This window comes from Bacillus sp. EB106-04-04-XG123 (assembly GCF_058791855.1).
In genome coordinates this window covers 104,231-126,058 of sequence record NZ_JBYTDZ010000001.1, presented here as the reverse complement: position 1 = coordinate 126,058, position 21,828 = coordinate 104,231, and the positions used below count along the sequence as shown (strand labels likewise).

The window sequence follows — 21,828 nt, the reverse complement described above, 5'->3', positions numbered from 1 at the left end:
GGTGGTGAAAGATTGTGAAACAAATTAGCAGCAGGTATCCGATTGCTGTTCATATTGTGTCATTTATTGCAGGTGTTCCAAAAGAGTGTACTAGTGATTTTATTGCAGAGAGCGTGAATTCAAATCCAGCCATTGTTCGAAAAATGATGGCAATGCTCAAACGGGCGGGTCTCATTGAGATTCGCCGCGGAGTAGGCGGTGCTTATTTAAAAAGAGCGGCTGAGGATATTACGCTGTTAGATGTGTATCGTGCTGTGGATGTAAGCGAGGATGAAGAATTGTTTAACTTTCATCAGCCCGTCATCGCATGCCCGATTGGTCAAGCGATGGACACGAGACTTCGGCATGAACTAAAAGAAGCACAAGATGCACTTGAGAATCACCTAAAGCAAGTGACAATTCAGCAATTATTAACAGAGGCGGAATAAAAAAGCTCGTACATTAGAGCTTTTTTTACACCTTTGTTGTAACCATTTCGATTATAACGAATGCACATCACCGTTGAACGAAAAATGAGGAGGTCAACAAATGAAATTATTAGTAACAGGCGCAACGGGACAACTTGGATCGCTCGTCGTCAAGCATTTGCTTACAAAAGTACCGGCTGAACAAATTGCAGTCAGTGTTCGAAATCCGCAAAAAGCAGCACATTTGAAGGATGCTGGGGTGGATGTACGCCGTGGAGATTTTACTCAGCCAGACACCCTGACATCAGCATTTGAGGGCATTGACCGTCTGTTGATCATTTCAACGGCGGATGGAGACCGCGTGCAGCAGCATAAAGCGGCAATCGAAGCGGCAAAAGCAGCAAATGTGAGTTTTATTGCTTATACAAGTGTTGTCAATGCAAGAGAGAGTCAGCTTGTCCTTGCAAATGACCATGCCAAAACAGAAGAAGCCATTTTGGCCTCTGGCATTCCTCATGTATTTTTAAGAAACAACTGGTATGTTGAAAACGAAAAAGATACGATTCTGGCGTCAGTCAGCGGCGCACCATTTTTAAGCCCTATTGGCGAAGCAAAGGTTGGCTGGGCAACAAGAAATGACTACGCAGAAGCGGCAGCAAATGCATTAACACTTCCAGTACATGATCAGGAGATATATGAACTGTCAGGCCCGCTTCGGACACATAGTGAACTTGCACAAATTGTCAGCAAGGTGAGCGGAAAAGAAATCAAAGTAGAAAAAATAGATGTAGATACATTTGGAGAATTTTTAGCTTCAAATGGTGTACCAAAAGAAGCAGTGCCATTTGTCAAAGCCATTCAAAGCGGCATTCGCGATGGTGCTTTAGCCGTCGAAAGCCAAGATTTTGAAACATTGCTAGGCCGGCCGTTAACACCTATTGAAGAAAAAATTAGTGAATTGATTTCAAAATAAACATCAAAAACGCCCTATGAAAAGGGCGTTTTTTTATTTAGTCACACAGTCCATAAGTACAAATTTTAGACAAATCACTTCGTTGAAATTTCAGAAATTTGGGATTAAAATGAAATTAAGGCCTGTTATTTAATCATCAGATGATCAGAATGATGAATCAAAATGCAGCAATAGAAGGGAAGTTCGCCGATGAAAGTCCATTTATTCGTTACTTGTTTAGTTGACACGATGCAGCCAAATGTAGGAAAGGCGACAGTGGAAGTATTGGAAAGACTCGGTGTTGAAGTGGAATTTCCAGAAGCACAAGTGTGCTGCGGACAGCCAGCCTTTAACAGCGGCTATACAAAGGAGACAATCAAAGCAGCGAAAAATATGATCAAAGCCTTTGAATCAGCTGAATATGTTGTGACACCATCAGGTTCGTGTAAGGCGATGTTTTTAGAATATCCTCATCTTTTAAAAGAAGACCGAGTGTGGTCGGCCAAAGCTGAGGCACTTGCCGCAAAAACATATGAATTAACAGAGTTTATTGTTGATATATTACACGTGACAGATGTAGGGGCAAGCCTGAAAGGGAACGCAGCCTATCACACCTCCTGTCATATGACGAGACTGCTGCGTATTAAGGAGGCGCCTTTTACGCTGTTGTCAAATGTCAAAGATTTGACGATGAGACCATTGCCCCGCGCAGAAAATTGCTGCGGATTTGGAGGAACCTTTTCAGTGAAAATGACCCCTATTTCTGAGCAGATGGTTGACGAAAAAGTACAAAGCATAGAGGAGACAGGCGCTGATTATATTATTGGTGCTGACTGCGGCTGCCTGCTGAATATTGGCGGGAGGCTGAACCGTCTTGATAAACCCATCCAAGTGATGCACATCGCAGAAGTATTAAACAGCCGCGGACTTTAAGAGGAGGAACGGCACATGAGTATGAAAATTGGAGAAAAGGCCTTTAAAGAACGGATCGGGAAAGGTTTAGAAGACGCTGTCATGAGAGGTGCTGTCTCCTCAGCACAGGAACGTCTGTATAAAAGGCGGCTGACTGCAAGCGAGGAGCTTGGCAATTGGGAAAAGTGGCGTGAGCTTGGTGAGGAAATCCGGCAGCATACGCTGACGCATCTTGATGACTACTTATATCAATTAAGTGAAAGTGTAAGTGCACGCGGAGGCCATGTCTTTTTTGCGAAAACAAAGGAAGAGGCATCAGCATATATTCAAGAGGTGGTACAGAAAAAAGCAGCCAAAAAGGTCGTCAAATCAAAATCAATGGTCACAGAAGAAATCGAGATGAATCAAGCGCTTGAAGAGGTCGGCTGTGAGGTGGTAGAAAGCGATCTTGGTGAATATATTCTGCAAGTGGATGACCATGAACCGCCTTCACATATTGTGGCACCTGCTCTTCATATGACGAAAGAGCAAATACGGGAAGTATTTCATGAGAAGCTAGGGTATGAGATGTCAGAAACACCCGAAGAAATGACGAATTTTGTAAGAGCCATCTTGCGTGAAAAATTCCTAGAAGCTGATATTGGTGTGACCGGCTGTAATTTTGCAGTGGCCAACACAGGGTCCATCTGCCTTGTAACAAATGAAGGGAATGCAGATCTTGTCACGGCTATACCGAAGACGCATATTGCCGTTATGGGAATGGAGCGGCTTGTTCCAACGATGGAGGAACTGGATGTCCTTGTGGGTCTTTTGTGCAGAAGCGCAGTCGGCCAGAAATTAACTAGTTATATTTCTGTAGTGGGACCAAAAGGAGAAGGTGAAGTGGATGGACCAGAAGAATTCCACTTGGTCATTGTGGACAATGGGCGGTCAAATATATTAGGAACGGCCTTTCAGCCTGTTCTCCAATGTATCCGGTGTGCAGCCTGCATCAATGTCTGCCCCGTTTACCGGCATGTTGGCGGACATTCGTACGGTTCGATTTATCCAGGGCCAATCGGAGCTGTTCTTTCGCCGCTTCTTGGCGGCTATGATGACTACAAGGAGCTCCCCTTTGCATCAAGTCTGTGCGCAGCCTGCACGGATGCTTGTCCAGTGAAGATTCCACTTCATGAGTTATTGATTAAACATAGACAGGTAATCGTTGAAAAAGAGGGGAGAGCGCCTAAAACTGAAATGCTGGCGATGAAAATGTTTGGCATAGGGGCAGCGTCTCCCGGGATGTATCAATTTGGAACAAAAGCAGCCCCTGCATTGATGAATCGTATGGCGACAAATGGACAAATTTCAAAAGGAATAGGTCCTTTAAAGAATTGGACAGATATTCGTGACCTGCCAGCTCCAAGTAAAGAAAGATTCAGGGATTGGTTTAAGAAGAGACAAAAGGAGGAGCAGCGATGAAGGGGACCATTTCTCACCGAGAGTCGTTTTTATCTCATATCCAGCATCAATTAGGCAAAAACTCTTCCCCATCTGCCTCTATTCAACGGCCGGCATGGAAGCATCAAGTCCAGTGGGATACAAACGGAAGTTTGTCTAAAGATGAATTAGTCGAGCAATTGAAAAAGCAATGTCAGCAAATTCATACAAGAGTAGTCGAAACAACACCGGAGAAAGCGCCCTCGGTATTACGATTGTTGATGACAGAATATGGTGAGGGTGCTGTGATGACATCGTGTGATCATCGCTTTGAACAATATGGTTTCAGCCCTATGTTTGACAGCTTGCAACGAGATGGGATTTCCATCGCCTGCTGGAATACAGATCTATCAAGAGAAGAAAACATAAGGCAGGCAGAACAAGCGAAATATGCAGTTGTGTTCAGTGATTATACCCTTGCAGAATCAGGTACAGTTGTCCTTTCATCCCATCAAGGTCAAGGGAGAGCGCTGCATTTTTTGCCAATGATGTATATCGTGTGTATAGAGAAAAGCTCGATTATTCCGCGAATGATTCAGGCTGTTTCGGCTCTTAATCGCTCAGTAGAAGAGGGGGAGCAGGCGAAAGGTGCCATCCATTTCATATCAGGTCCAAGTAATTCTGCCGATATTGAAATGAATTTAGTGGTAGGGGTTCATGGTCCAGTTCAGGCCATTTATCTGTTAATAGATGATGAATGAAGGCTTTCGTAATGAAAGCTTTTTTTCATCCAACAAGTTGACGCCAGTTTTAAAAAATCATCTTGCCACTAGGTGAATGGACATAGTAAGATGACGACATATAAGATGAACTGCTCATCTACTGCTGATGTAAAGGAAGCTGCTAATGGAAATCAAGACAACTGCTCAAACGAAATCAATTGCACTGCCACTTGTGATTTCGATAATTGCTATTTCGTTTTCTGCAATCATTGTGAAATGGTCAAATGCACCTGCTGCTATTTTAAGTATGTATCGAATGATCTTTGCGGCGGCTTTCATGCTGCCATTTATCCTGCCAAGAAAAAAAGAATTTCTCTCAATAAAACGCAGAGACTGGTTTTTCTTATGTATGTCAGGCTTCTTTTTAGGCCTCCATTTTGTGCTGTGGTTTGGCTCACTGAAGCTGACGACAGTGGCAAGCTCTACCATTATTATCGCTCTACAACCGATGGTGTCCTTATTAGGCGGATTCCTCATTTTCCGTGAACGAACGACGATGTCTGCTCTATTGACGATGTGTGCAGCGATTGTTGGTGCCCTCATGATAGGCTGGGGAGATATTGGTCATAGCAAGGAAGCCATCTTAGGAGATATTTTATCCTTTTTGAGTGTGATCGCTGTTGTTTGTTACTTGTTAATAGGTCAACAGGCTGTAAGAAAAATATCTCATTGGATTTATAGTTTTTGTGTATTTGGTTTTGCTGGTCTTTTTTTAATTTTATTCAATCTCCTTCAGCAAACCCCTTTTATAGGTTATCCGGCTAAAGAATGGGGAATCTTTTTATTGCTCGCTATCATTCCCACTATGTCTCATGTCATTAATAATTGGCTTTTAACTTATGTTAATGCGACAACTATTTCAATGAGTATACTAGGAGAGCCTGTTGGGGCAACGATCCTTGCTGTATGGCTTCTTGGAGAGAAAGTCACGCTGCTCCAAATGCTTGGCGGTCTGCTTGTTCTTTTAGGTGTCTTTTTCTTTTTGATGCAGCAGCGTCAAGGAATCGTGATGAAAACAAAAAAATCCGGTTAACTCCCGGATTTTTTACTCTTTTAGATCGTTTTTTTCAATCACTTTGTTTAATCTTGCCTCGATTTTTTTCAATTCCATTCGTTTTCTTCTAATCATGCGAAATGCGAGGACAATGATTGTCACAATAAAGGCAATGAACAGAAGAGAGAACACTTGAAATAGAAGATCTCCCATGTTGAATACCATATTCTCTCCATTAAACATACGTAAAACCTCCTTTTCTATCTATATATTACCATAATCAATAAAAGATTGAGATTTATCCATAATTTATCTATAATAGGTAAAATATCACTCATTAAAGGAGAACCAATATGAGAACTTTAGTCCTTTTACGAGGTCTCCCAGGCGTAGGTAAATCAACATGGATCAAAGAACAAGGCTTAGAGCCTTACACTTTATCAGCGGATCAAATCCGGCTGTTAACCCAGCCGCCGCAGCTATCAGTCAATGGGAAACTAGACATTTCAAGCAAGCATGACCACAAAGTTTGGTCTTTATTATTCGATTTACTCACAGCCCGTATGGAGCGCGGAGACTTTACTGTGATTGATGCGACACATATTTCAAGCAAATCAATTTCTCAATATAAGTCTTTAGCGACATCGTATCGTTATAGGGTGTATGTCGTCGATTTCACGCAGGTGCCCCTTGAGACAGCTCTTTTACAAAATCGCTCACGTGAATCTCACAAAGTGGTGCGGGAATCTGTTTTGTATCAAATGAACGAGCGGTTAAAAACAGAAAAGGTCCCATCATGGGTGACTGTTTTGAAGCCGGAGGAATATCCGCAAGTGATGACCTATCAGCCTCGATCCTTTGATCAATATGAGGCCATTCATGTTTTCGGGGATATTCACGGTTGTTACACCGCACTTACCACTTATTTGCAAGGAGATATCAAAGAAAACGAACTTTATATCTTTGCAGGTGACCTTCTTGATAGAGGAATAGAAAACAAAGAAGTATTAGAATGGATGCTTGCCCATAGAGAATGCCGGAATGTCATCGTCATTGAAGGCAATCATGATCAGCATTTATACCGGTTTGCACATGGTGAAAAAGTCAGGAGCAATATGTTTAACAGGCATACTGCGCCTGAACTTGAAGCAGCAGATTTTGATTTAAAAGAAGTACGAAAGTTTGTTAGAACATTTCACCAGCTTACGTATTTTACATACCATGGCCAGACATTTCTTGTTACCCACGGGGGGCTTGCTCATTTGCCAGAAGAGCTTTTGCATGTCTCAACACAGCAGCTCATTCACGGCGTAGGAGAATATTCAGATGACATTGATCACTTGTTTGTTCAAAACACGGCTGGGCTGGATGTCATCCAAATTCACGGTCATCGCAATTTATACAGACTGCCAATTCACGCAGCGGAAAGATCTTATAACCTAGAAGGTCAGGTTGAATTTGGAGGGCAGCTACGGGTGTTGAAAATCATGGCTGAAGGGATTGAGACTCATGAAATTGACAATCCAGTCTACAGAGCCTCTGAGAAAAAACAATCAGCTGCTGTTCAGCCAGATATTTCACTGGATGATTTTTTAGCTCATTTAGATCAGCATGAATATGTACAGGAATTAAAGCTTCCACACCATATTTCATCTTTTAATTTTACGAAAAAGGCTTTTAGTGAGCGGCAGTGGGACGATGTGAATGTGAAGGCAAGAGGTTTGTTTGTCAACATGGTTTCAAAGCAGATTGTGTCTAGAAGCTACAATAAATTTTTTAACATTGATGAGCGTCCGGAGACAAGAATGCAGCATTTAGTGAACCATTTACAATTCCCTGTCACTGTATATGATAAAGCAAATGGATACCTAGGAACTGTTGGGTATAACGAAATGGAAGATGAATTGGTGTTTACGTCCAAATCGTATACATCACATGTGAAACAAAATCAGCATGCCTCCTGGGTCGAAGAGCTATTTTATAAGACCTTCGATGACGTGCAAGCTGACTACATCAAATCATACGTCCGTGACCAGCATGTATCTCTGGTGTTTGAAGTCATTTTGCCAGAAAAAGATCCGCATATTATCACATATGAACAAGATCAACTCATTTTACTCGATATAGTGAAGCGGCAGTTAAGCTACGAAAAAGCACCATTCGCTGAAGTGAAAAGATTAAGAAAGCAGCTGGGAATATCCAGCAAGCAGGAAGTGGCTGTTTTCCATGATTGGACGTCTTTTTATAAATGGTATCAAGCGGTCTCTCATGATGACACAATTGAAGAAGAGGGATATGTCATTGAGGACGCTCGCGGCTTTATGACCAAACTCAAGCTCCCTTATTATCAATTCTGGAAGCAGATGCGCGGGATCAAGCAGCGCGTTGCAGAGAAGCGTTCCTCGCAAAAATATATGCATGCTTTGCAAACAGCGGAGCAAGCTAAGTTCTATACATGGCTTCTTGAGCAAGAAGCAGATCATGTGAGGAATAGCTCAATTATTGAACTGCGATCACAATTTGAACAAAGCAGTACTGCCCAATTGAATAATGATGAAATAAATGCATAGTCTAACAAAGAGTCTTTTCTAAGGAAAAGGCTTTTTTTGATGCAAATGAAAGGTGGACACTTTCATGTCTGAACATATTGAAGTGATTCTTCGGACAATGTTTGCTTTTGCGATTTTATTTGGAGGAGCACGTCTTTTAGGGAAACAAACCATTGCGCAAATGAATATTTTTGATTTTATAGCAGCCATCAGCTTAGGTTCAATTGCTGCAAACCTGGCGTTTAATACAACGCTGCCGCTACAGCACACAACGATTTCCTTTGTGTCACTTGTCATGATTATTTATGTGATTTCCCTGATTGCATTAAGAAGCCGGAAGATGAGAGGGCTGATGGCTGGTAAACCAACTCTTGTCATACAAAATGGGAAAATTCTTGAAGGAAATATGAAGGGAATGAGATATACCCTTGATTATTTAAATCAGCAGCTGAGAGAAAAAGACATCTTTGATATTAGTGAAGTTGAATTTGCCATGATTGAAACAGATGGGCATATGTCAGTGAAAAAATACCCTTCGTTTGAAAATGTCACACGGAAGGATCTTCATTTATTCATGAAGGCAGAGCGTTACATGCCGATTGAAGTCATCATGGACGGGAAACTCATCCAAAAAAACATACATGAAAATCATTTAACAGAGCAATGGATAGAAGAAGAGCTTAAAAAAAGGCAGCTGTCCTTAAAGGACATTGTTTATGCTGTCCGTTCAAGTAATGGAAGCTTATATATTGATACATATGACGACCACATTCAGTCACCAATCGATCAGGAATGAATGTGTAGTGCCGATGACACCTGCATGACACACATTTGACAATCTTTATAAGTCCTTTGGATGTCATCTGCCTAGGTATCATTTCTCAATTATTATTATTTTCAGAAAATGTGGTGACGGAGTAAAATAAGTGTGTTTAAGTATAAATAGATGAAATTGAAATATTAATATAATATACCGTTTGCGGAATGAACGTTCATTCCTATATTTCAAAAGGAAGGGATGAAATGCCAGCAGTGACTGATAAACAAGAACAGATCATGAAAGCTTCGCTGGAACTATTTATAGAACGAGGCTTTGATGGCACCACAATGCCGATGATTTCAAAAAGAGCAAACGTCGGAGCGGGCACCATTTACCGTTATTTCGACAGCAAAGAGGCACTCGTCAATATTTTGTACCAGCGCAGCCTCTCAGCATTTATCGACAAAATGAACACAAACAGTCCGGATCCAAAGGTAAGTATTCGGGCGTACTTTAAGCATGTATTTTATTGCTTGGTTTTGTTTACAAAGGAGAATCCAAGCGGGCTGTATTTTTTAGAGATTGATAAACGGTCCCATTACTTAGACGAAACGAGCAAAGAGAAAATGCAGCATTTGTTACATGAGCTGTTCCTTATCTTTGAAGAAGGGAAAAAGGATGGAATTCATCCAAACCTCTCAGGCAGAACCATTTTATCGATTGTATTTGGTGCTTTTGTGCAGCTGCATAAACAAATTCTTGCAGAAGAAATAGAGCCAACAATTGAATTTTTAGAGGAGATTGAGCAATGTTTATGGCGCGCCATCAGCGTTGCATCATAAAGAGATAAAGGGAGTGGGCATATGAAGCAAACATCAATCATTCCAAAACCAAAAACATACGGACCTTTTAAAAATATTCCCCATATAAAAAAGGGGGAGCTTTCTCAAACCTTTTGGCGGCTGGCAGATGAATTAGGACCGATTTTTCAGTTTGAATTTTCAAATGCAACAAGTATTTTTGTTTCCAGCCATGAGCTTGTCCAAGAAGTATTTGATGAGAGCCGTTTTGATAAATTTATTGGGACTAGTCTCAGTAAAGTAAGAGCCTTTGCAGGAGATGGGTTATTTACGAGCTGGACAGAAGAACCGAACTGGAGAAAGGCTCATCAAATCTTGATGCCAGCATTCAGCCAGCAGGCCATGAAGGGCTATCATGAGATGATGCTCGATATTGCGACACAGCTTGTACAAAAATGGCAAAGAACAGGCCGCGATGAAGAAATTGAAGTAGCTGAGGATATGACAAAGCTGACTTTAGATACGATCGGCCTTTGCGGTTTTGATTTTCGCTTTAACAGCTTTTATAAAGAAAACCAGCATCCATTCATAGAAAGCATGTTGAAAGGCTTAAATGAAGCAATGGAGCAGTCGGGCCGATTGCCGATTGCCGATAAACTCATGATCAAAAGAAGAAAAGAATTTGATCAGCATGTCGATTTTATGAAGCAATTAGTAGATGACATTATACAGGAACGAAGAAAACAAGATAAAACAGGCGATGATTTACTGTCTCTTATGCTGCATGCAGAGGATCCTGAAACAGGTGAACGTTTATCTGATGAAAATATCCGTTATCAAATCATCACCTTCTTAATTGCAGGGCACGAAACAACAAGCGGACTGCTATCCTTTGCGATTTATTTCTTACTAAAGAATCCAGAGAAATTGAAGAAAGCTGTCCAAGAAGCAGATGAGGTGCTGCAAGGCGGATTGCCGACATTTAAACAAGTGCAAAAGCTAAGCTACACTCGTATGGTGTTAAATGAAGCCCTTCGCCTCTGGCCAACCGCGCCTACGTTCTCTCTTTATGCGAAAGAGGACACAGTAATCGGGGGAAAATATCCGATTCACAAGAATCAAAGTGTCTCTGTTCTGCTCCCTAAATTACACCGTGATCCAGCGGTATGGGGCGAGGATGCTGAAGATTTTAAACCAGAGCGGTTTACGCATCCTGAGAAAATCCCGCAGCATGCTTACAAGCCTTTTGGGAATGGACAGCGTGCATGTATCGGTATGCAGTTCGCCCTGCATGAAGCTACGATGGTTCTCGCGATGGTCCTGCATAATTTAGAGTTAATTGATCACACATCTTATGAGCTTAATTTAAAAGAATCTCTGACGATTAAACCAAACGATTTCAAAATCAAGGTGCGGCCAAGGAAACAGCAATTCTTTATGGCACCACCGAAAGAAGAACCGAAAAAAAGCAACCAATCTAGTGAGTCAAAAGTGCCGAGTCACGGTACACCGCTGCTAGTTTTGTACGGATCGAATCTTGGCACAGCAAAGCAAATAGCGAACGAATTGGCGGAAGATGGGAAAGCAAAAGGATTCGATGTGACCACTGCGCCGCTTGATGAATATACACGCCAATTGCCAGATACAGGCGCTGTCCTCATCGTGACCGCTTCATACAACGGATATCCGCCTGACAATGCGAAGCAATTTGTGGATTGGCTGGCGCAGGATGAGGAGCAGGATTTATCAAACGTGACATTTGCGGTCTTTGGATGCGGAGATCGAAACTGGGCGAGTACGTACCAGCGGATCCCCCGTCTGATTGATGAGGCCCTTGAAAGAAAAGGAGCCAAACGTGTAGCTGATTTAGGAGAAGGTGATGCAGGCGGTGATATGGATGAGGATAAAGAAATCTTCCAGAAAACTGTCTTTGAACAGCTTGCAAAAGAATTTAAGCTCACCTTCCAAGAAAAGGGGAAGGAAAAACCAAACCTATCAGTTGCTTATACGAATGAGCTAGTGGAGCGTCCTATAGCCAAAATATATGATGCCTTTTCAGCTGTTGTATTGAAAAATGAAGAATTACAATCAGAAACAAGCACGAGGCAGACAAGACATATTGAATTGAAATTGCCTGCTGGAAAAGCATACAAAGAAGGGGATCATATCGGGATTGTACCGAAAAATAGTGATGCACTCGTTGAGCGTGTGACCCGCCGCTTTAAACTAAATCCAGAGCAGCTTATTAAGCTTTCATCTGAGAAAGAGGCAAGTCATTTACCATTAGATCAGCCGATTCCAATCAAAGAATTACTCGCCTCACATGTTGAGCTTCAAGAGCCTGCGACACGTACACAGCTAAGAGAGCTCGCAGCACATACGGTATGTCCGCCTCACCGCGTGGAGCTTGAAGAAATGGCTGGTGAAGCATATCAAGAAGCCATTTTAAAGAAACGAGTAACCATGCTGGATTTATTAGATCAATATGAAGCGTGCGAGCTGCCGTTTGTACACTTTTTGGCGCTTTTACCAGGTTTGAAACCGCGTTATTATTCGATCTCTAGCTCGCCTAAGGTAGATGAAGAAAAAGTCAGTATCACAGTAGCAGTTGTAAAAGATAAAGCGTGGAGCGGTAGAGGAGAATATGCCGGAGTTGCCTCAACCTATTTATGTGGTCTAAAAGAAGGAGAAGAAGTAGCCTGCTTCCTGCATGAAGCGCAAGATGGATTCCAGCTGCCTCCTTCATCAGAAGTGCCGATGATCATGATTGGACCAGGTACAGGAATTGCTCCATTTAGAGGATTTGTTCAGGCAAGAGAAGTGTGGCAGAAGGAAGGGAAGCAGCTAGGCGAAGCCCACTTATATTTTGGCTGCCGTCACCCTGAGGAAGATGATCTATATTTTGATGAAATGCAGCTTGCCGCGCAAAACGGAGTTATCCATATCCATCGTGCTTATTCTCGTTACGATGAGCAAAAAGTATATGTCCAGCATTTGTTGAAAGAAGAAGGCGGCATGCTCATCGAATTGCTTGATCAAGGTGCCTACCTTTACGTGTGCGGAGACGGAAAAGTCATGGCCCCAGATGTAGAGGCTACACTAATCGATCTCTATCAAAACGAGAAACAATGCTCGAAGGAAACAGCTGAAAATTGGCTGACAGCCCTTGCAAATGACAATAGATATGTAAAAGATGTGTGGAGCTGACAAAGAGGAAAGACCGCCAATTAGGCGGTTTTTTTCTGTTCACATAGAAAGAGATCGATAGAATGAAGGTTGGGAAGTTACAAAACACCTAATTTAAATATGAAATATTTTGTAAAAAATAAGAATATTCTCTCATTTACTCCAATATGAAACAATCGTATGATTTTTGATATAGGACATAAAGGAGGAATATGATGAAAAAGGTGAAAATGTTACTCCCTTCTCTTCTCGTTTTTGGTGCTTTAAGTGTGCCTAGTTTTGCCCATGCCGCATCGGATTCAGTACTAACGTCTGATTATGACATGGTGACTTCTGATGGAAAAGTGATTTCTTCAAGTGATTTCCACAATGATACGAAAGCCCCCTCATCCTTTGACAAAGTGGATGATCTTTCTTCTACTGTTGGCGAAAAAGTAAAACCACTATCAAAATATTTAAAAGATTTTCAAACAAAAGTCGTCATTGGAGACGATGGTAGAACCAAAGTAGCAAATACAAGAGTAGCACCATACAATTCGATTGCTTATATTACATTTGGCGGCTCCAGCTGTACAGGGACACTCATTGCTCCTAATAAAATTTTGACAAACGGACACTGCGTGTACAATACGGCATCGAGAAGCTATAGTGAAAAAGGAACCGTATATCCAGGTATGAATGATAGTACTGCGGTGAACGGTTCAGCAAAAATGACTGAGTTCTATGTGCCAAGCGGGTATATTAATACTGGTGCAAGTCAATATGACTTTGCCGTAATCAAAACCGATACGAATATTGGCAATACGGTCGGCTACCGATCCATCCGCCAGGTGACAAACTTGACTGGGACAACCATTAAAATCTCAGGATATCCTGGTGATAAAATGAGATCGACTGGCAAGGTGTCACAATGGGAGATGTCAGGTCCTGTGACGAGAGAAGATACGAATCTAGCATACTATACGATTGATACATTCAGCGGAAATTCAGGTTCTGCCATGCTAGATCAGAACCAGCAAATCGTTGGAGTTCATAACGCTGGGTATTCAAACGGAACGATGAATGGCGGTCCAAAAGCGACAGCTGCCTTTGTGGAGTTTATAAACTATGCGAAAGCGCAATAAAAAATAGAGCTTGTTTCCTTCATAGGGGACAAGCTTTTTTGTATGGATTCATTTAATAGAGGATTCATTTTTTTAACCTGTGGATTTGAGATTGAGAGCTACATCAATTTTTTCACATGTCATTCGCGAACCACTCATACATTAAAATGTCACATTTCCTTTAAGTCAAAACCATGCTTGAGATGGATGAGGAGGTCACGCGCTTTTGAAGATGAAAAGAGGCTGGATCGCTGCTGTCGCTTTATGTTTTGTGATATGGATGGGCATGTTGTTAGGTGGATTTGGAGAGAAGCAGGCAGCAAAAGGGACTGATCGATATGATCATGTCGTTCAATTTCCAAAGGAAAGGTACCCTGAAACAGGCAGTCATATTCAAGAAGCCATTCGAAAAGGGCATTCAGATGTGTGTACCATTGACAGGAATGGAGCAGATGCCCGCAGGCAAGAATCATTAAAAGGGATACCGACAAAACCTGGATTTGACCGGGATGAATGGCCGATGGCGGTTTGTCTTGAGGGAGGAAAAGGCGCAAGCGTTCAATATGTCAGTCCATCTGATAATAGGGGAGCAGGCTCATGGGTCGGGCACCAAATCAGCGGATTTCCTGATGGGAAAAGAATATTATTCATTGTGAAATAAATCTGAGGAAAAGGCACCCCTCGAGCGGGTGCCTTTTTTGTTTATGGCAGAGCGTATCCGAGCTGGCAGGGAAAAAAGATTCAGTGGTACAATCAATCTATAAGGTACAAAGACTGACAAGAAGAAAATGTGAAGGGACATTTGCTTATGGATAAGAACCGTGCATTATACGATTTTTTTATGCAGCATGCAGAGAAGCTGACTGAAACATGGTATGAATCAATTGAGGACGATGATCCAGAATCGATATATCGTTCAACAGATTCCAGCATCATTGCAGAGCTAAAACGGCAAAATCAAGATTATTACCAGCACTTTATACGAGCTATTATTGAAGACAAGACATATTTACATACTGAATTTAAAAAATGGTCTGAGGATTTAGCCAGTGATCCGAAGCATTTAAATACACCATTAGATTATGTCGTAAGAGAATACATGTCCAATCAAAGAGTCGTTCTGCATTACTTAAAAGAATTTATTAAACAGCGTCAAGGTGACATTGATATTGACCGCATTTTTTATTGGTATGATTTAATTTCCGAAGCGTTTAATATTTCAATCCATGTGTTTATCCAGCAATATGTGAAAAATACAACGAAGAAGCTTGTGGCTCAAAGAGATATGATTTATGAATTGAGTTCACCGGTGATTGTTTTAAAAAGCCAGATTGCGTTGTTGCCTTTAGTAGGTGATATTGACACAGCGAGAGCAAAGATTATTTTAGAAAATACGCTAAAACAGTGCTCGCAAAAAGGGGTTCAGCATTTATGTATTGATCTATCGGGTGTTGTCATTATTGATACAATGGTGGCTCATCAAATCTTTGACCTTGTTACGTCACTTCGGTTAATTGGAGTAGAGACGACCATTTCAGGAATTAGACCAGAAATTGCTCAAACAGCAGTACAGCTCGGGCTTCCTTTTAATGAATTTCGCACGGCATCATCACTTGCTCACGCGCTGGACCGCATGACTGAATTTTCTCCAATATAAAAACCAGGCCGATGAGAGGCCTGGTTTTTTATTTAGATGACAGCGTCAATTTGTGTGACTTTCCAATCTTTTTGTACTTTTTCGTACGTAACAGTTCGTTTTACTTTGCGTCCATCAAGTGTTGGGACAGTAAATTCATATGTGCGGACTGTTTGTTTCTTAGAAACAAGTTTAGGTGTGGCTTTTTCCCAATTGAGCATGTTATCTCCGTCACCGACTGGAACAGCCATTTTGCCTTTATGAACAATAAACTGATAATCTTTTAAACCATGTTTGATGGCATCTTGAGTGAACACTTGAGATAGGTAGCTGTTTAATTTTTTCTTTGTATCAAATGTTTTAGAAAGATAGTTGTATGTCATATCTTTATAGGTAAATGATTTTAATTTGTAATTAGAATGTTCTTTAATTTTGTAGCCTGACATTGCACTCCAAAAGTGTTCTCTTGCATCAAGGGCAATATGTAACGCTTCTTTATTTGTCAAAGCGGCTGATTTCTTGGAAGCGGCCAATGTTGTAGTTTGTAATGAGATCATAAGCATAATAGCAGTTAATAAAACAAATAATTTTTTCAAGGCAATTGCCTCCTTTTCTCAATGAAAACTTCTTATGTTACAAATGTTACAATAATTACAGTGATATTACAAGTATTAAATCTAAATGTTTTTTATTTCTTTTGTTTCTAATTATATAACGTTTGAAGGAGACAAAAAGTTTTCATTTTTTTTATTTTTCTTCTTAATGATTATTTAACCGTTCTAAAGAAGAACGAAACGTCTTTTGGAAAAATTTCTATTTAGACGTTTAACACACTTTTTTATTTATGACATATACTGTCGTGATGAATGTCTAAAGAAAGTGGTGTTTATTATGTATCATCCGTATGAAGGTGTGTGGAATGGGTACTCATATGATAGGCAGATGCAAGGATTTCCATCTGTTGGTATTCCTCAAGGTGGAGGGTTTCCTGGGTTTCCGATCGGAGGAGGTACTTGGCCAGGGCAAGGTTCAGGCGGACAATCTGCACCGCCGGCACCGCCGCAGCATATCATTTCGCAGTATCAACAAGCACTCTCGCAGCCACAGAGTATGCAGTCGCTTATATCTGGGCACGGTGTTGGCGGAGGTCATCAAACTGTACAATTTGCAGCGGGATGTAATAGAAGATGGACAATTGTGTTTTTGAGAAACGGTCAAGTATTTTTAATGTTCGTTCTTTCCTCACAGCCTTTTGGCCGAACAACTGGTTTTATATGGCCGAACTTTACATTTGGTTCCTTCCCAAGTTCAAGTATTCTTGCCTATTCTTGTGCATAAGAAAAAGCCGGTTCTCATCAGCAGCTGATGAAATACCGGCTTTTTTTAATGAATATTTCGAAATACGCCAATCACTTTACCTAGTATACTCACATTCTGTAAAATAATCGGTTCCATTGATGGGTTCTCTGGCTGTAATCTAAAGTGTGTATCTTCTTTATAAAAGCGTTTGACTGTCGCTTCATCTTCCTCTGTCATGGCGACCACAATATCACCATTGTTAGCGGTGCTTTGCTGACGCACGATGACATAGTCCTTGTCCAAAATACCTGCATCAATCATACTTTCTCCCATAATTTCAAGCATAAACACTTGTTCATCTGGTGCTGCAAAAGTCTCTGGAAGGGGGAAGTATTCTTCTACATTTTCAACAGCAGTGATAGGAAGGCCGGCCGTTACTTTTCCGATGACTGGAACGTTCATTACAGCACTCTTTGGAATATTCATTTCCTCTTCATCTAGTACTTCGATCGCTCTAGGTTTTGTCGGGTCTCTTCTAATTAAGCCCTTTGTTTCTAGTCTAGCTAAATGTCCATGGACCGTTGAACTGGATGCTAGACCGACAGCTTCTCCAATTTCACGGACGGATGGGGGATAACCCTTGCTTTTTACTTCATCTTTGATGAATTTCAGGATATCGAGTTGTCTTTTTGATAGCTTCGTCATCTTTTGCACCTCAAAACGTCAATTTTAAAGAAATTATAGCATGTTTTTCCTAACAGTACAAACATAGGTTCGAAAAAAACGTTTGACAGAAACGTTTGTTCGTATTTATAATGAGTGACAGAAAGAGCGAACACATATTCTATTAGGAGAGATGACATTATGAGGTTAAAAGAATCTATTATTTTTATTGGGGTATTCTCATTCATCGTTGGCATATTTCTCTCACTTATTGCAGTCACAAGCCATAATGATACAAATCAGTATGTTAAAATAGAGGTTCAATCAGGTGATACTCTTTGGGGGTTAGCTGATCAAGTAAACGACAGCAAATCAATCGACAAAAATGCATTTATTGATTGGGTTACCGAACACAATGATCTTGCTTCAACTGAAATCCAGCCTGGCGACATTCTTGTTATACCCGTCAAAAAAGAGCATCCAGTCGTATATCAGCTTGCAACAGTACAGTAGAAAGGTCGATTTTAGACATGAACGCAATCATTTATGCGAGAGTAAGCACTGTCAAAGAAGAGCAGGAAACCTCGTTGAAAAGACAAGAAGAAGAACTGCTGGCGTTAGCTGCCATGCACAAGATGAATGTGGTCAAAGTCATCAAAGAAAAAGCAAGTGGATATGATTTAGATCGTGATGGTGTGTTTGAAATGCTTGCTGCACTGAAGGAAGAGTCAATCGATGCCGTTTTGATCCAGGATGAAACTCGTCTTGGAAGAGGACAAGCAAAAATTGCACTTCTTCATTGTTTATTTAAAGAGAACGTAAAGGTATACAGCGTGTTTCATAGAGGAGAGCTTGAGCTTTCAGAAGCAGATGAAATGGTCATTGAGATTGTAGGAGTCGTCGAAGAATACCAACGGAAAATTCATAACCTGAAAATCAAGCGGGGAATGAAAAGGGCAGTTGAGCGCGGATATCAGCCTGAACTGAATTTAAGGCAGCAGGACCATGCACCTGGCCGTGAGCGTATTGAAGTGCCGATTTCAGAAATTGTTCGATTAAGAAAAAACAATATGACATTCGCCGAAATTGCCGCAACTCTTCAGGCATTAGGTTTTGACATTTCAAAAGCAACGGTGCATAGAAGGTATCAAGAATATGAAAAAGACCTTACCACCTAAAGCGTGATTTGTTGTCAAAATGATTGATATTTAGTAGTATGTAGAGAAAATGCTTTAAAGGAGTTTGTCATGATTTCTAAAGAACAGCTTGCAAGAATAAATGAGCTTTCAAAAAAGTCGAAAGAGACCGGTTTATCAGACGCTGAAAAAACAGAACAAAAGCAGTTGAGAGAAGAGTATTTGAAAGCTTTTCGTTCTTCTATGAAAAATACACTTAAAACTGTCAAGATCGTTGATCCTGAAGGAAACGATGTCACACCAGAAAAATTAAAAAGAGAAAAAGATCAGAACCTTCATTAAGGCTGTGATTTCTTGAATTTTGAAAAGATGGGAAGATTATTCTCGTCTTTTTTCATATTTGCATAACTTTTTAGGTGATCGATAAACTAAATGTGACAAAATCCTTCTTTTTCAGCGTGAAATAGTTGTGAAAAAAGGACAGTAGATTTATGATAATGGTGTACACAAGATACGGAAGGGGATTTATATGGAAACGATTGAATTGAAATCTATTGCAACAATACGTACTCTCTCCATAGACGCAATTGAAAAAGCGAATTCCGGTCACCCAGGAATGCCGATGGGTGCTGCACCAATGGCGTACGCTTTATGGACGAATCACTTAAACGTAAGTCCGCAAAATCCAAAATGGTTTAACAGAGACCGCTTTGTTTTATCTGCGGGACATGGTTCTATGCTTCTATACAGCATGCTTCATTTAAGCGGATACAATCTGAGCATCGATGATCTAAAACAATTCCGCCAATGGGGAAGCAAAACACCTGGACATCCTGAATTTGGACACACAGAAGGCGTAGATGCCACAACAGGTCCTTTAGGCCAGGGAATTGCTATGGCAGTAGGGATGGCACTTGCAGAAAGACATCTTGCGGAAACGTATAACAAAGACAACTTTCAGGTTGTAGATCACTATACATACAGCATTTGCGGAGATGGAGACTTAATGGAGGGGATTTCCTCAGAAGCTGCTTCACTTGCTGGTCATTTAGGCTTAGGCCGTTTAATCGTTCTTTACGATTCAAATGACATTTCTTTAGATGGCGACTTAGATCGCTCATTCTCTGAAAATGTGAAGAATCGTTTTGAAGCGATGAACTGGGAAGTTCTTTACGTGAAAGACGGCAACAACATCGAAGAAGTAACAGCTGCTATTGAAAAGGCGAAACAAAGCACAGACAGACCTACTTTAATCGAAGTGAAAACAACAATCGGTTTCGGTTCGCCAAACCGTGCGGGAACGTCTGGTGTGCATGGTGCACCTCTTGGCAGCGAGGAAGCTAAGCTGACGAAGGATGCTTACTCTTGGACGTTTGAAGAAGATTTCCATGTACCTTCTGAAGTGTACGATCATTTCAAAGAAGCTGTCAAAGACGCTGGTCAGAAAAAAGAAGCAGCTTGGAATGAGCTGTTTGCGCAATACGAAAAAGAATATCCAGAGCTGGCAGCACAGCTGAAGCTTGCGATTGAAGGAAAGCTTCCTGAAAATTGGGACCAAGAGGTTCCTGTTTATGAAGCAGGTTCAAGCCTTGCCTCCCGCGCTTCTTCAGGCGAAGTGTTAAATGGCATTGCAAAGCAAGTACCTTTCTTTATTGGCGGGTCTGCTGACCTTGCTGGATCAAACAAAACAACGATTAAAAACACGGATGATTTCGGAAAAAATAATTATGCCGGCAAAAACATTTGGTTCGGTGTGAGAGAATTTGCAATGGGTGCGGCGCTCAACGGTATGGCGCTTCACGGCGGTCTTCGTGTATTCGGCGGAACGTTCTTTGTTTTCTCAGATTACTTAAGACCAGCGATTCGTCTTGCTGCCTTAATGGGACTTCCAGTCACATACGTCTTTACTCATGATAGTATCGCTGTTGGTGAAGATGGTCCAACACATGAACCAGTTGAACAGCTTGCTTCACTGCGTGCGATGCCTAACCTTTCCGTTATTCGCCCAGCAGATGGAAATGAAACAGCTGCAGCGTGGAAACTAGCTGTATCTTCAACGGATAAACCGACTGCACTAGTTCTTACTCGTCAAAACCTTCCAACGATTGACCAGGCACCAGAGAAGGCATATGAGGGAGTAGAAAAGGGTGGATACGTTGTGGTTGAAGCAGCTGATGCACAGCCAGAAGCACTTCTACTCGCTTCAGGATCTGAGGTTGGTTTAGCCATTGAAGCGCAAAAGGCACTTGAAAAAGAGGGTATCCGCGCATCTGTTGTCAGCCTTCCTGCATGGGATCGCTTCGATCAGCAGTCAGACGAATACAAAGAATCCGTTCTTCCTAAAGCAGTACGTGCACGTATTGCGATTGAAATGGGTGCTTCACTTGGCTGGGAGCGTTACACTGGCCTTGACGGTGACGTGATTGCAATTGATAAATTTGGCGCATCTGCACCAGGTGAAACCATTATCGAGAAATACGGATTTACTGTCAGCAATGTAGTCAGCCGTGTGAAAGCGAAGCTGAATAAATAAACGAACTCCAAGCATCATGCTTTTTTGCTATCTGTTTGCAGAGCATTTTCATCCGCTCTGCAAACTTTTTTCTTTTTTCTTGTTTTTTTGACAAAACTAGTTTCTTCTTGCTTCATATATAGACAATTCTTTCTTTCACATTTTTGTATAATACAAGCAATAAACGAGATTGACGAAATGTGAAAGGAAGGGATAGACATGGAACGCCATTATTATATTTATTGGATTGAGGATGAATTTGCACATCACTATTTTGGCAGAGAATCGATTTTGTTTCATTTGTTTGAGTCATTACACTGGACGAATCGCACCGACGATGAGTTAGTTATGCTTGTGAAGCAAGTGGATTATGTGACGAAGCGAATCCCTGCTTTTCATATGCACCAGCGTCTCATGAATAACTTAACGAACATTCACTATACACAAATAGGCTCGATTTACAGCGCTTCTTTACCAGATGGAAAAGGAACCGCAGCATTTATTATTAAAGACCGGTATATCCAAATGTCTGCGACTGGCAGTTATGAGGCAGAAGCGGTGTTTTTTGAAGTGCTGAGAAAAATCAGCCCTTGTTTTCTTGCGATGGACTTTAGTTCAAAGAAGCACGGGTGGCTTAATCCAGTAAAAGTGAGGAATTTTGTTTAAAAAAATAAAATTGAACGTGAAATGTTGTATAATAGCCTTTTGTTTAGTACAC

Annotated in this window: 22 protein-coding genes; 19 read left to right on the top strand and 3 right to left on the bottom strand. The window is 41.2% G+C overall.

The genetic code is table 11. The annotated features are described in order from the left end of the window. Nucleotides 1–14: 14 nt before the first annotated feature. The 6 genes from AC3WTB_RS00655 (at nucleotide 15) to AC3WTB_RS00630 (ending at nucleotide 5,505) form a co-directional block, all read left to right on the top strand. Complete coding sequence (locus AC3WTB_RS00655) at nucleotides 15–428, top strand: Rrf2 family transcriptional regulator (protein WP_064498501.1); 414 nt, start codon at nucleotides 15–17, stop codon at nucleotides 426–428. A gap of 100 nt (nucleotides 429–528) precedes the next feature. Further along, nucleotides 529–1,380: an SDR family oxidoreductase gene (locus AC3WTB_RS00650; RefSeq protein ID WP_064498502.1), complete on the top strand. Its 852-nt coding sequence runs from the start codon at nucleotides 529–531 to the stop codon at nucleotides 1,378–1,380. Nucleotides 1,381–1,569: 189 nt separating this feature from the next. Next, on the top strand, nucleotides 1,570–2,292 hold the full coding sequence (locus tag AC3WTB_RS00645; protein ID WP_058838693.1) for a (Fe-S)-binding protein: 723 nt from the start codon (nucleotides 1,570–1,572) through the stop codon (nucleotides 2,290–2,292). A 15-nt stretch (nucleotides 2,293–2,307) separates the two neighbouring features. Further along, nucleotides 2,308–3,732, top strand: coding sequence for a LutB/LldF family L-lactate oxidation iron-sulfur protein (locus tag AC3WTB_RS00640; RefSeq protein WP_492333186.1), 1,425 nt, complete (start codon nucleotides 2,308–2,310; stop codon nucleotides 3,730–3,732). Continuing rightward, nucleotides 3,729–4,451, top strand: coding sequence for a LutC/YkgG family protein (locus tag AC3WTB_RS00635; RefSeq protein WP_059375419.1), 723 nt, complete (start codon nucleotides 3,729–3,731; stop codon nucleotides 4,449–4,451). Before AC3WTB_RS00640 ends, AC3WTB_RS00635 begins: the two co-directional genes overlap by 4 nt. 145 nt (nucleotides 4,452–4,596) lie before the next feature. Beyond that, a complete protein-coding gene (locus AC3WTB_RS00630) occupies nucleotides 4,597–5,505 on the top strand; it encodes a DMT family transporter (RefSeq protein WP_039178879.1) in 909 nt (302 codons plus the stop codon). Nucleotides 5,506–5,517: 12 nt separating this feature from the next. Here AC3WTB_RS00630 and AC3WTB_RS00625 read toward each other — a convergent pair whose 3' ends face one another. Further along, the gene (locus AC3WTB_RS00625) at nucleotides 5,518–5,709 is read right to left on the bottom strand and encodes a TIGR00366 family protein (RefSeq protein WP_247544149.1); all 192 of its coding nucleotides are present in this window, start codon (nucleotides 5,707–5,709) and stop codon (nucleotides 5,518–5,520) included. A 110-nt stretch (nucleotides 5,710–5,819) separates the two neighbouring features. On the opposite strand from AC3WTB_RS00625, the gene AC3WTB_RS00620 reads away from it, so the two are divergent. From AC3WTB_RS00620 to AC3WTB_RS00590, 7 genes are all read left to right on the top strand, one after another. After that, entirely contained in the window at nucleotides 5,820–8,036 is a 2,217-nt protein-coding gene (locus AC3WTB_RS00620) for an RNA ligase (RefSeq protein WP_144490485.1), read from the top strand. A 64-nt stretch (nucleotides 8,037–8,100) separates the two neighbouring features. Beyond that, nucleotides 8,101–8,811, top strand: a complete 711-nt coding sequence (locus tag AC3WTB_RS00615; protein WP_058838689.1) for a DUF421 domain-containing protein — start codon at nucleotides 8,101–8,103, stop codon at nucleotides 8,809–8,811. Between the two features lie 227 nt (nucleotides 8,812–9,038). Then, on the top strand, nucleotides 9,039–9,617 hold the full coding sequence (locus AC3WTB_RS00610) for a TetR/AcrR family transcriptional regulator (protein ID WP_059375412.1): 579 nt from the start codon (nucleotides 9,039–9,041) through the stop codon (nucleotides 9,615–9,617). Between the two features lie 21 nt (nucleotides 9,618–9,638). After that, on the top strand, nucleotides 9,639–12,782 hold the full coding sequence (locus AC3WTB_RS00605) for a bifunctional cytochrome P450/NADPH--P450 reductase (protein ID WP_327842495.1): 3,144 nt from the start codon (nucleotides 9,639–9,641) through the stop codon (nucleotides 12,780–12,782). A gap of 194 nt (nucleotides 12,783–12,976) precedes the next feature. Next, the gene (locus AC3WTB_RS00600; protein WP_039178896.1) at nucleotides 12,977–13,885 is read left to right on the top strand and encodes a trypsin-like serine peptidase; all 909 of its coding nucleotides are present in this window, start codon (nucleotides 12,977–12,979) and stop codon (nucleotides 13,883–13,885) included. 259 nt (nucleotides 13,886–14,144) lie between these two features. Continuing rightward, complete coding sequence (locus AC3WTB_RS00595) at nucleotides 14,145–14,525, top strand: sporulation protein (RefSeq protein ID WP_492333431.1); 381 nt, start codon at nucleotides 14,145–14,147, stop codon at nucleotides 14,523–14,525. A 147-nt stretch (nucleotides 14,526–14,672) separates the two neighbouring features. Next, nucleotides 14,673–15,521 (top strand): STAS domain-containing protein, encoded by an 849-nt coding sequence (locus AC3WTB_RS00590; protein WP_039178899.1) that lies wholly within the window; start codon nucleotides 14,673–14,675, stop codon nucleotides 15,519–15,521. Between the two features lie 32 nt (nucleotides 15,522–15,553). Here the strand turns inward: AC3WTB_RS00590 and AC3WTB_RS00585 are convergent, their stop codons facing one another. After that, a complete protein-coding gene (locus AC3WTB_RS00585; protein WP_039178902.1) occupies nucleotides 15,554–16,096 on the bottom strand; it encodes a DL-endopeptidase inhibitor IseA in 543 nt (180 codons plus the stop codon). A 295-nt stretch (nucleotides 16,097–16,391) separates the two neighbouring features. Between AC3WTB_RS00585 and AC3WTB_RS00580 the strand changes: the two genes are divergently transcribed. Continuing rightward, nucleotides 16,392–16,838, top strand: coding sequence for a hypothetical protein (locus AC3WTB_RS00580; protein WP_039178904.1), 447 nt, complete (start codon nucleotides 16,392–16,394; stop codon nucleotides 16,836–16,838). Nucleotides 16,839–16,883: 45 nt separating this feature from the next. Here the strand turns inward: AC3WTB_RS00580 and lexA are convergent, their stop codons facing one another. Then, on the bottom strand, nucleotides 16,884–17,504 hold the full coding sequence (gene lexA / locus AC3WTB_RS00575; RefSeq protein ID WP_024425129.1) for a transcriptional repressor LexA: 621 nt from the start codon (nucleotides 17,502–17,504) through the stop codon (nucleotides 16,884–16,886). A gap of 159 nt (nucleotides 17,505–17,663) precedes the next feature. Between lexA and yneA the strand changes: the two genes are divergently transcribed. The 5 genes from yneA to sirA all read left to right on the top strand — a co-directional run bounded on the left by yneA (nucleotide 17,664) and on the right by sirA (nucleotide 21,776). Beyond that, nucleotides 17,664–17,975, top strand: a complete 312-nt coding sequence (yneA, locus tag AC3WTB_RS00570) for a cell division suppressor protein YneA (protein ID WP_034283425.1) — start codon at nucleotides 17,664–17,666, stop codon at nucleotides 17,973–17,975. 17 nt (nucleotides 17,976–17,992) lie between these two features. Continuing rightward, a complete protein-coding gene (locus tag AC3WTB_RS00565; RefSeq protein ID WP_041085133.1) occupies nucleotides 17,993–18,640 on the top strand; it encodes a YneB family resolvase-like protein in 648 nt (215 codons plus the stop codon). Nucleotides 18,641–18,709: 69 nt separating this feature from the next. Then, nucleotides 18,710–18,940 (top strand): DUF896 domain-containing protein, encoded by a 231-nt coding sequence (locus AC3WTB_RS00560; protein ID WP_024425132.1) that lies wholly within the window; start codon nucleotides 18,710–18,712, stop codon nucleotides 18,938–18,940. A gap of 187 nt (nucleotides 18,941–19,127) precedes the next feature. Beyond that, nucleotides 19,128–21,131: a transketolase gene (gene tkt / locus AC3WTB_RS00555; protein WP_059375396.1), complete on the top strand. Its 2,004-nt coding sequence runs from the start codon at nucleotides 19,128–19,130 to the stop codon at nucleotides 21,129–21,131. Between the two features lie 198 nt (nucleotides 21,132–21,329). Continuing rightward, on the top strand, nucleotides 21,330–21,776 hold the full coding sequence (sirA, locus tag AC3WTB_RS00550) for a sporulation inhibitor of replication protein SirA (protein ID WP_024425134.1): 447 nt from the start codon (nucleotides 21,330–21,332) through the stop codon (nucleotides 21,774–21,776). The last annotated feature ends 52 nt before the right edge of the window (nucleotides 21,777–21,828 follow it).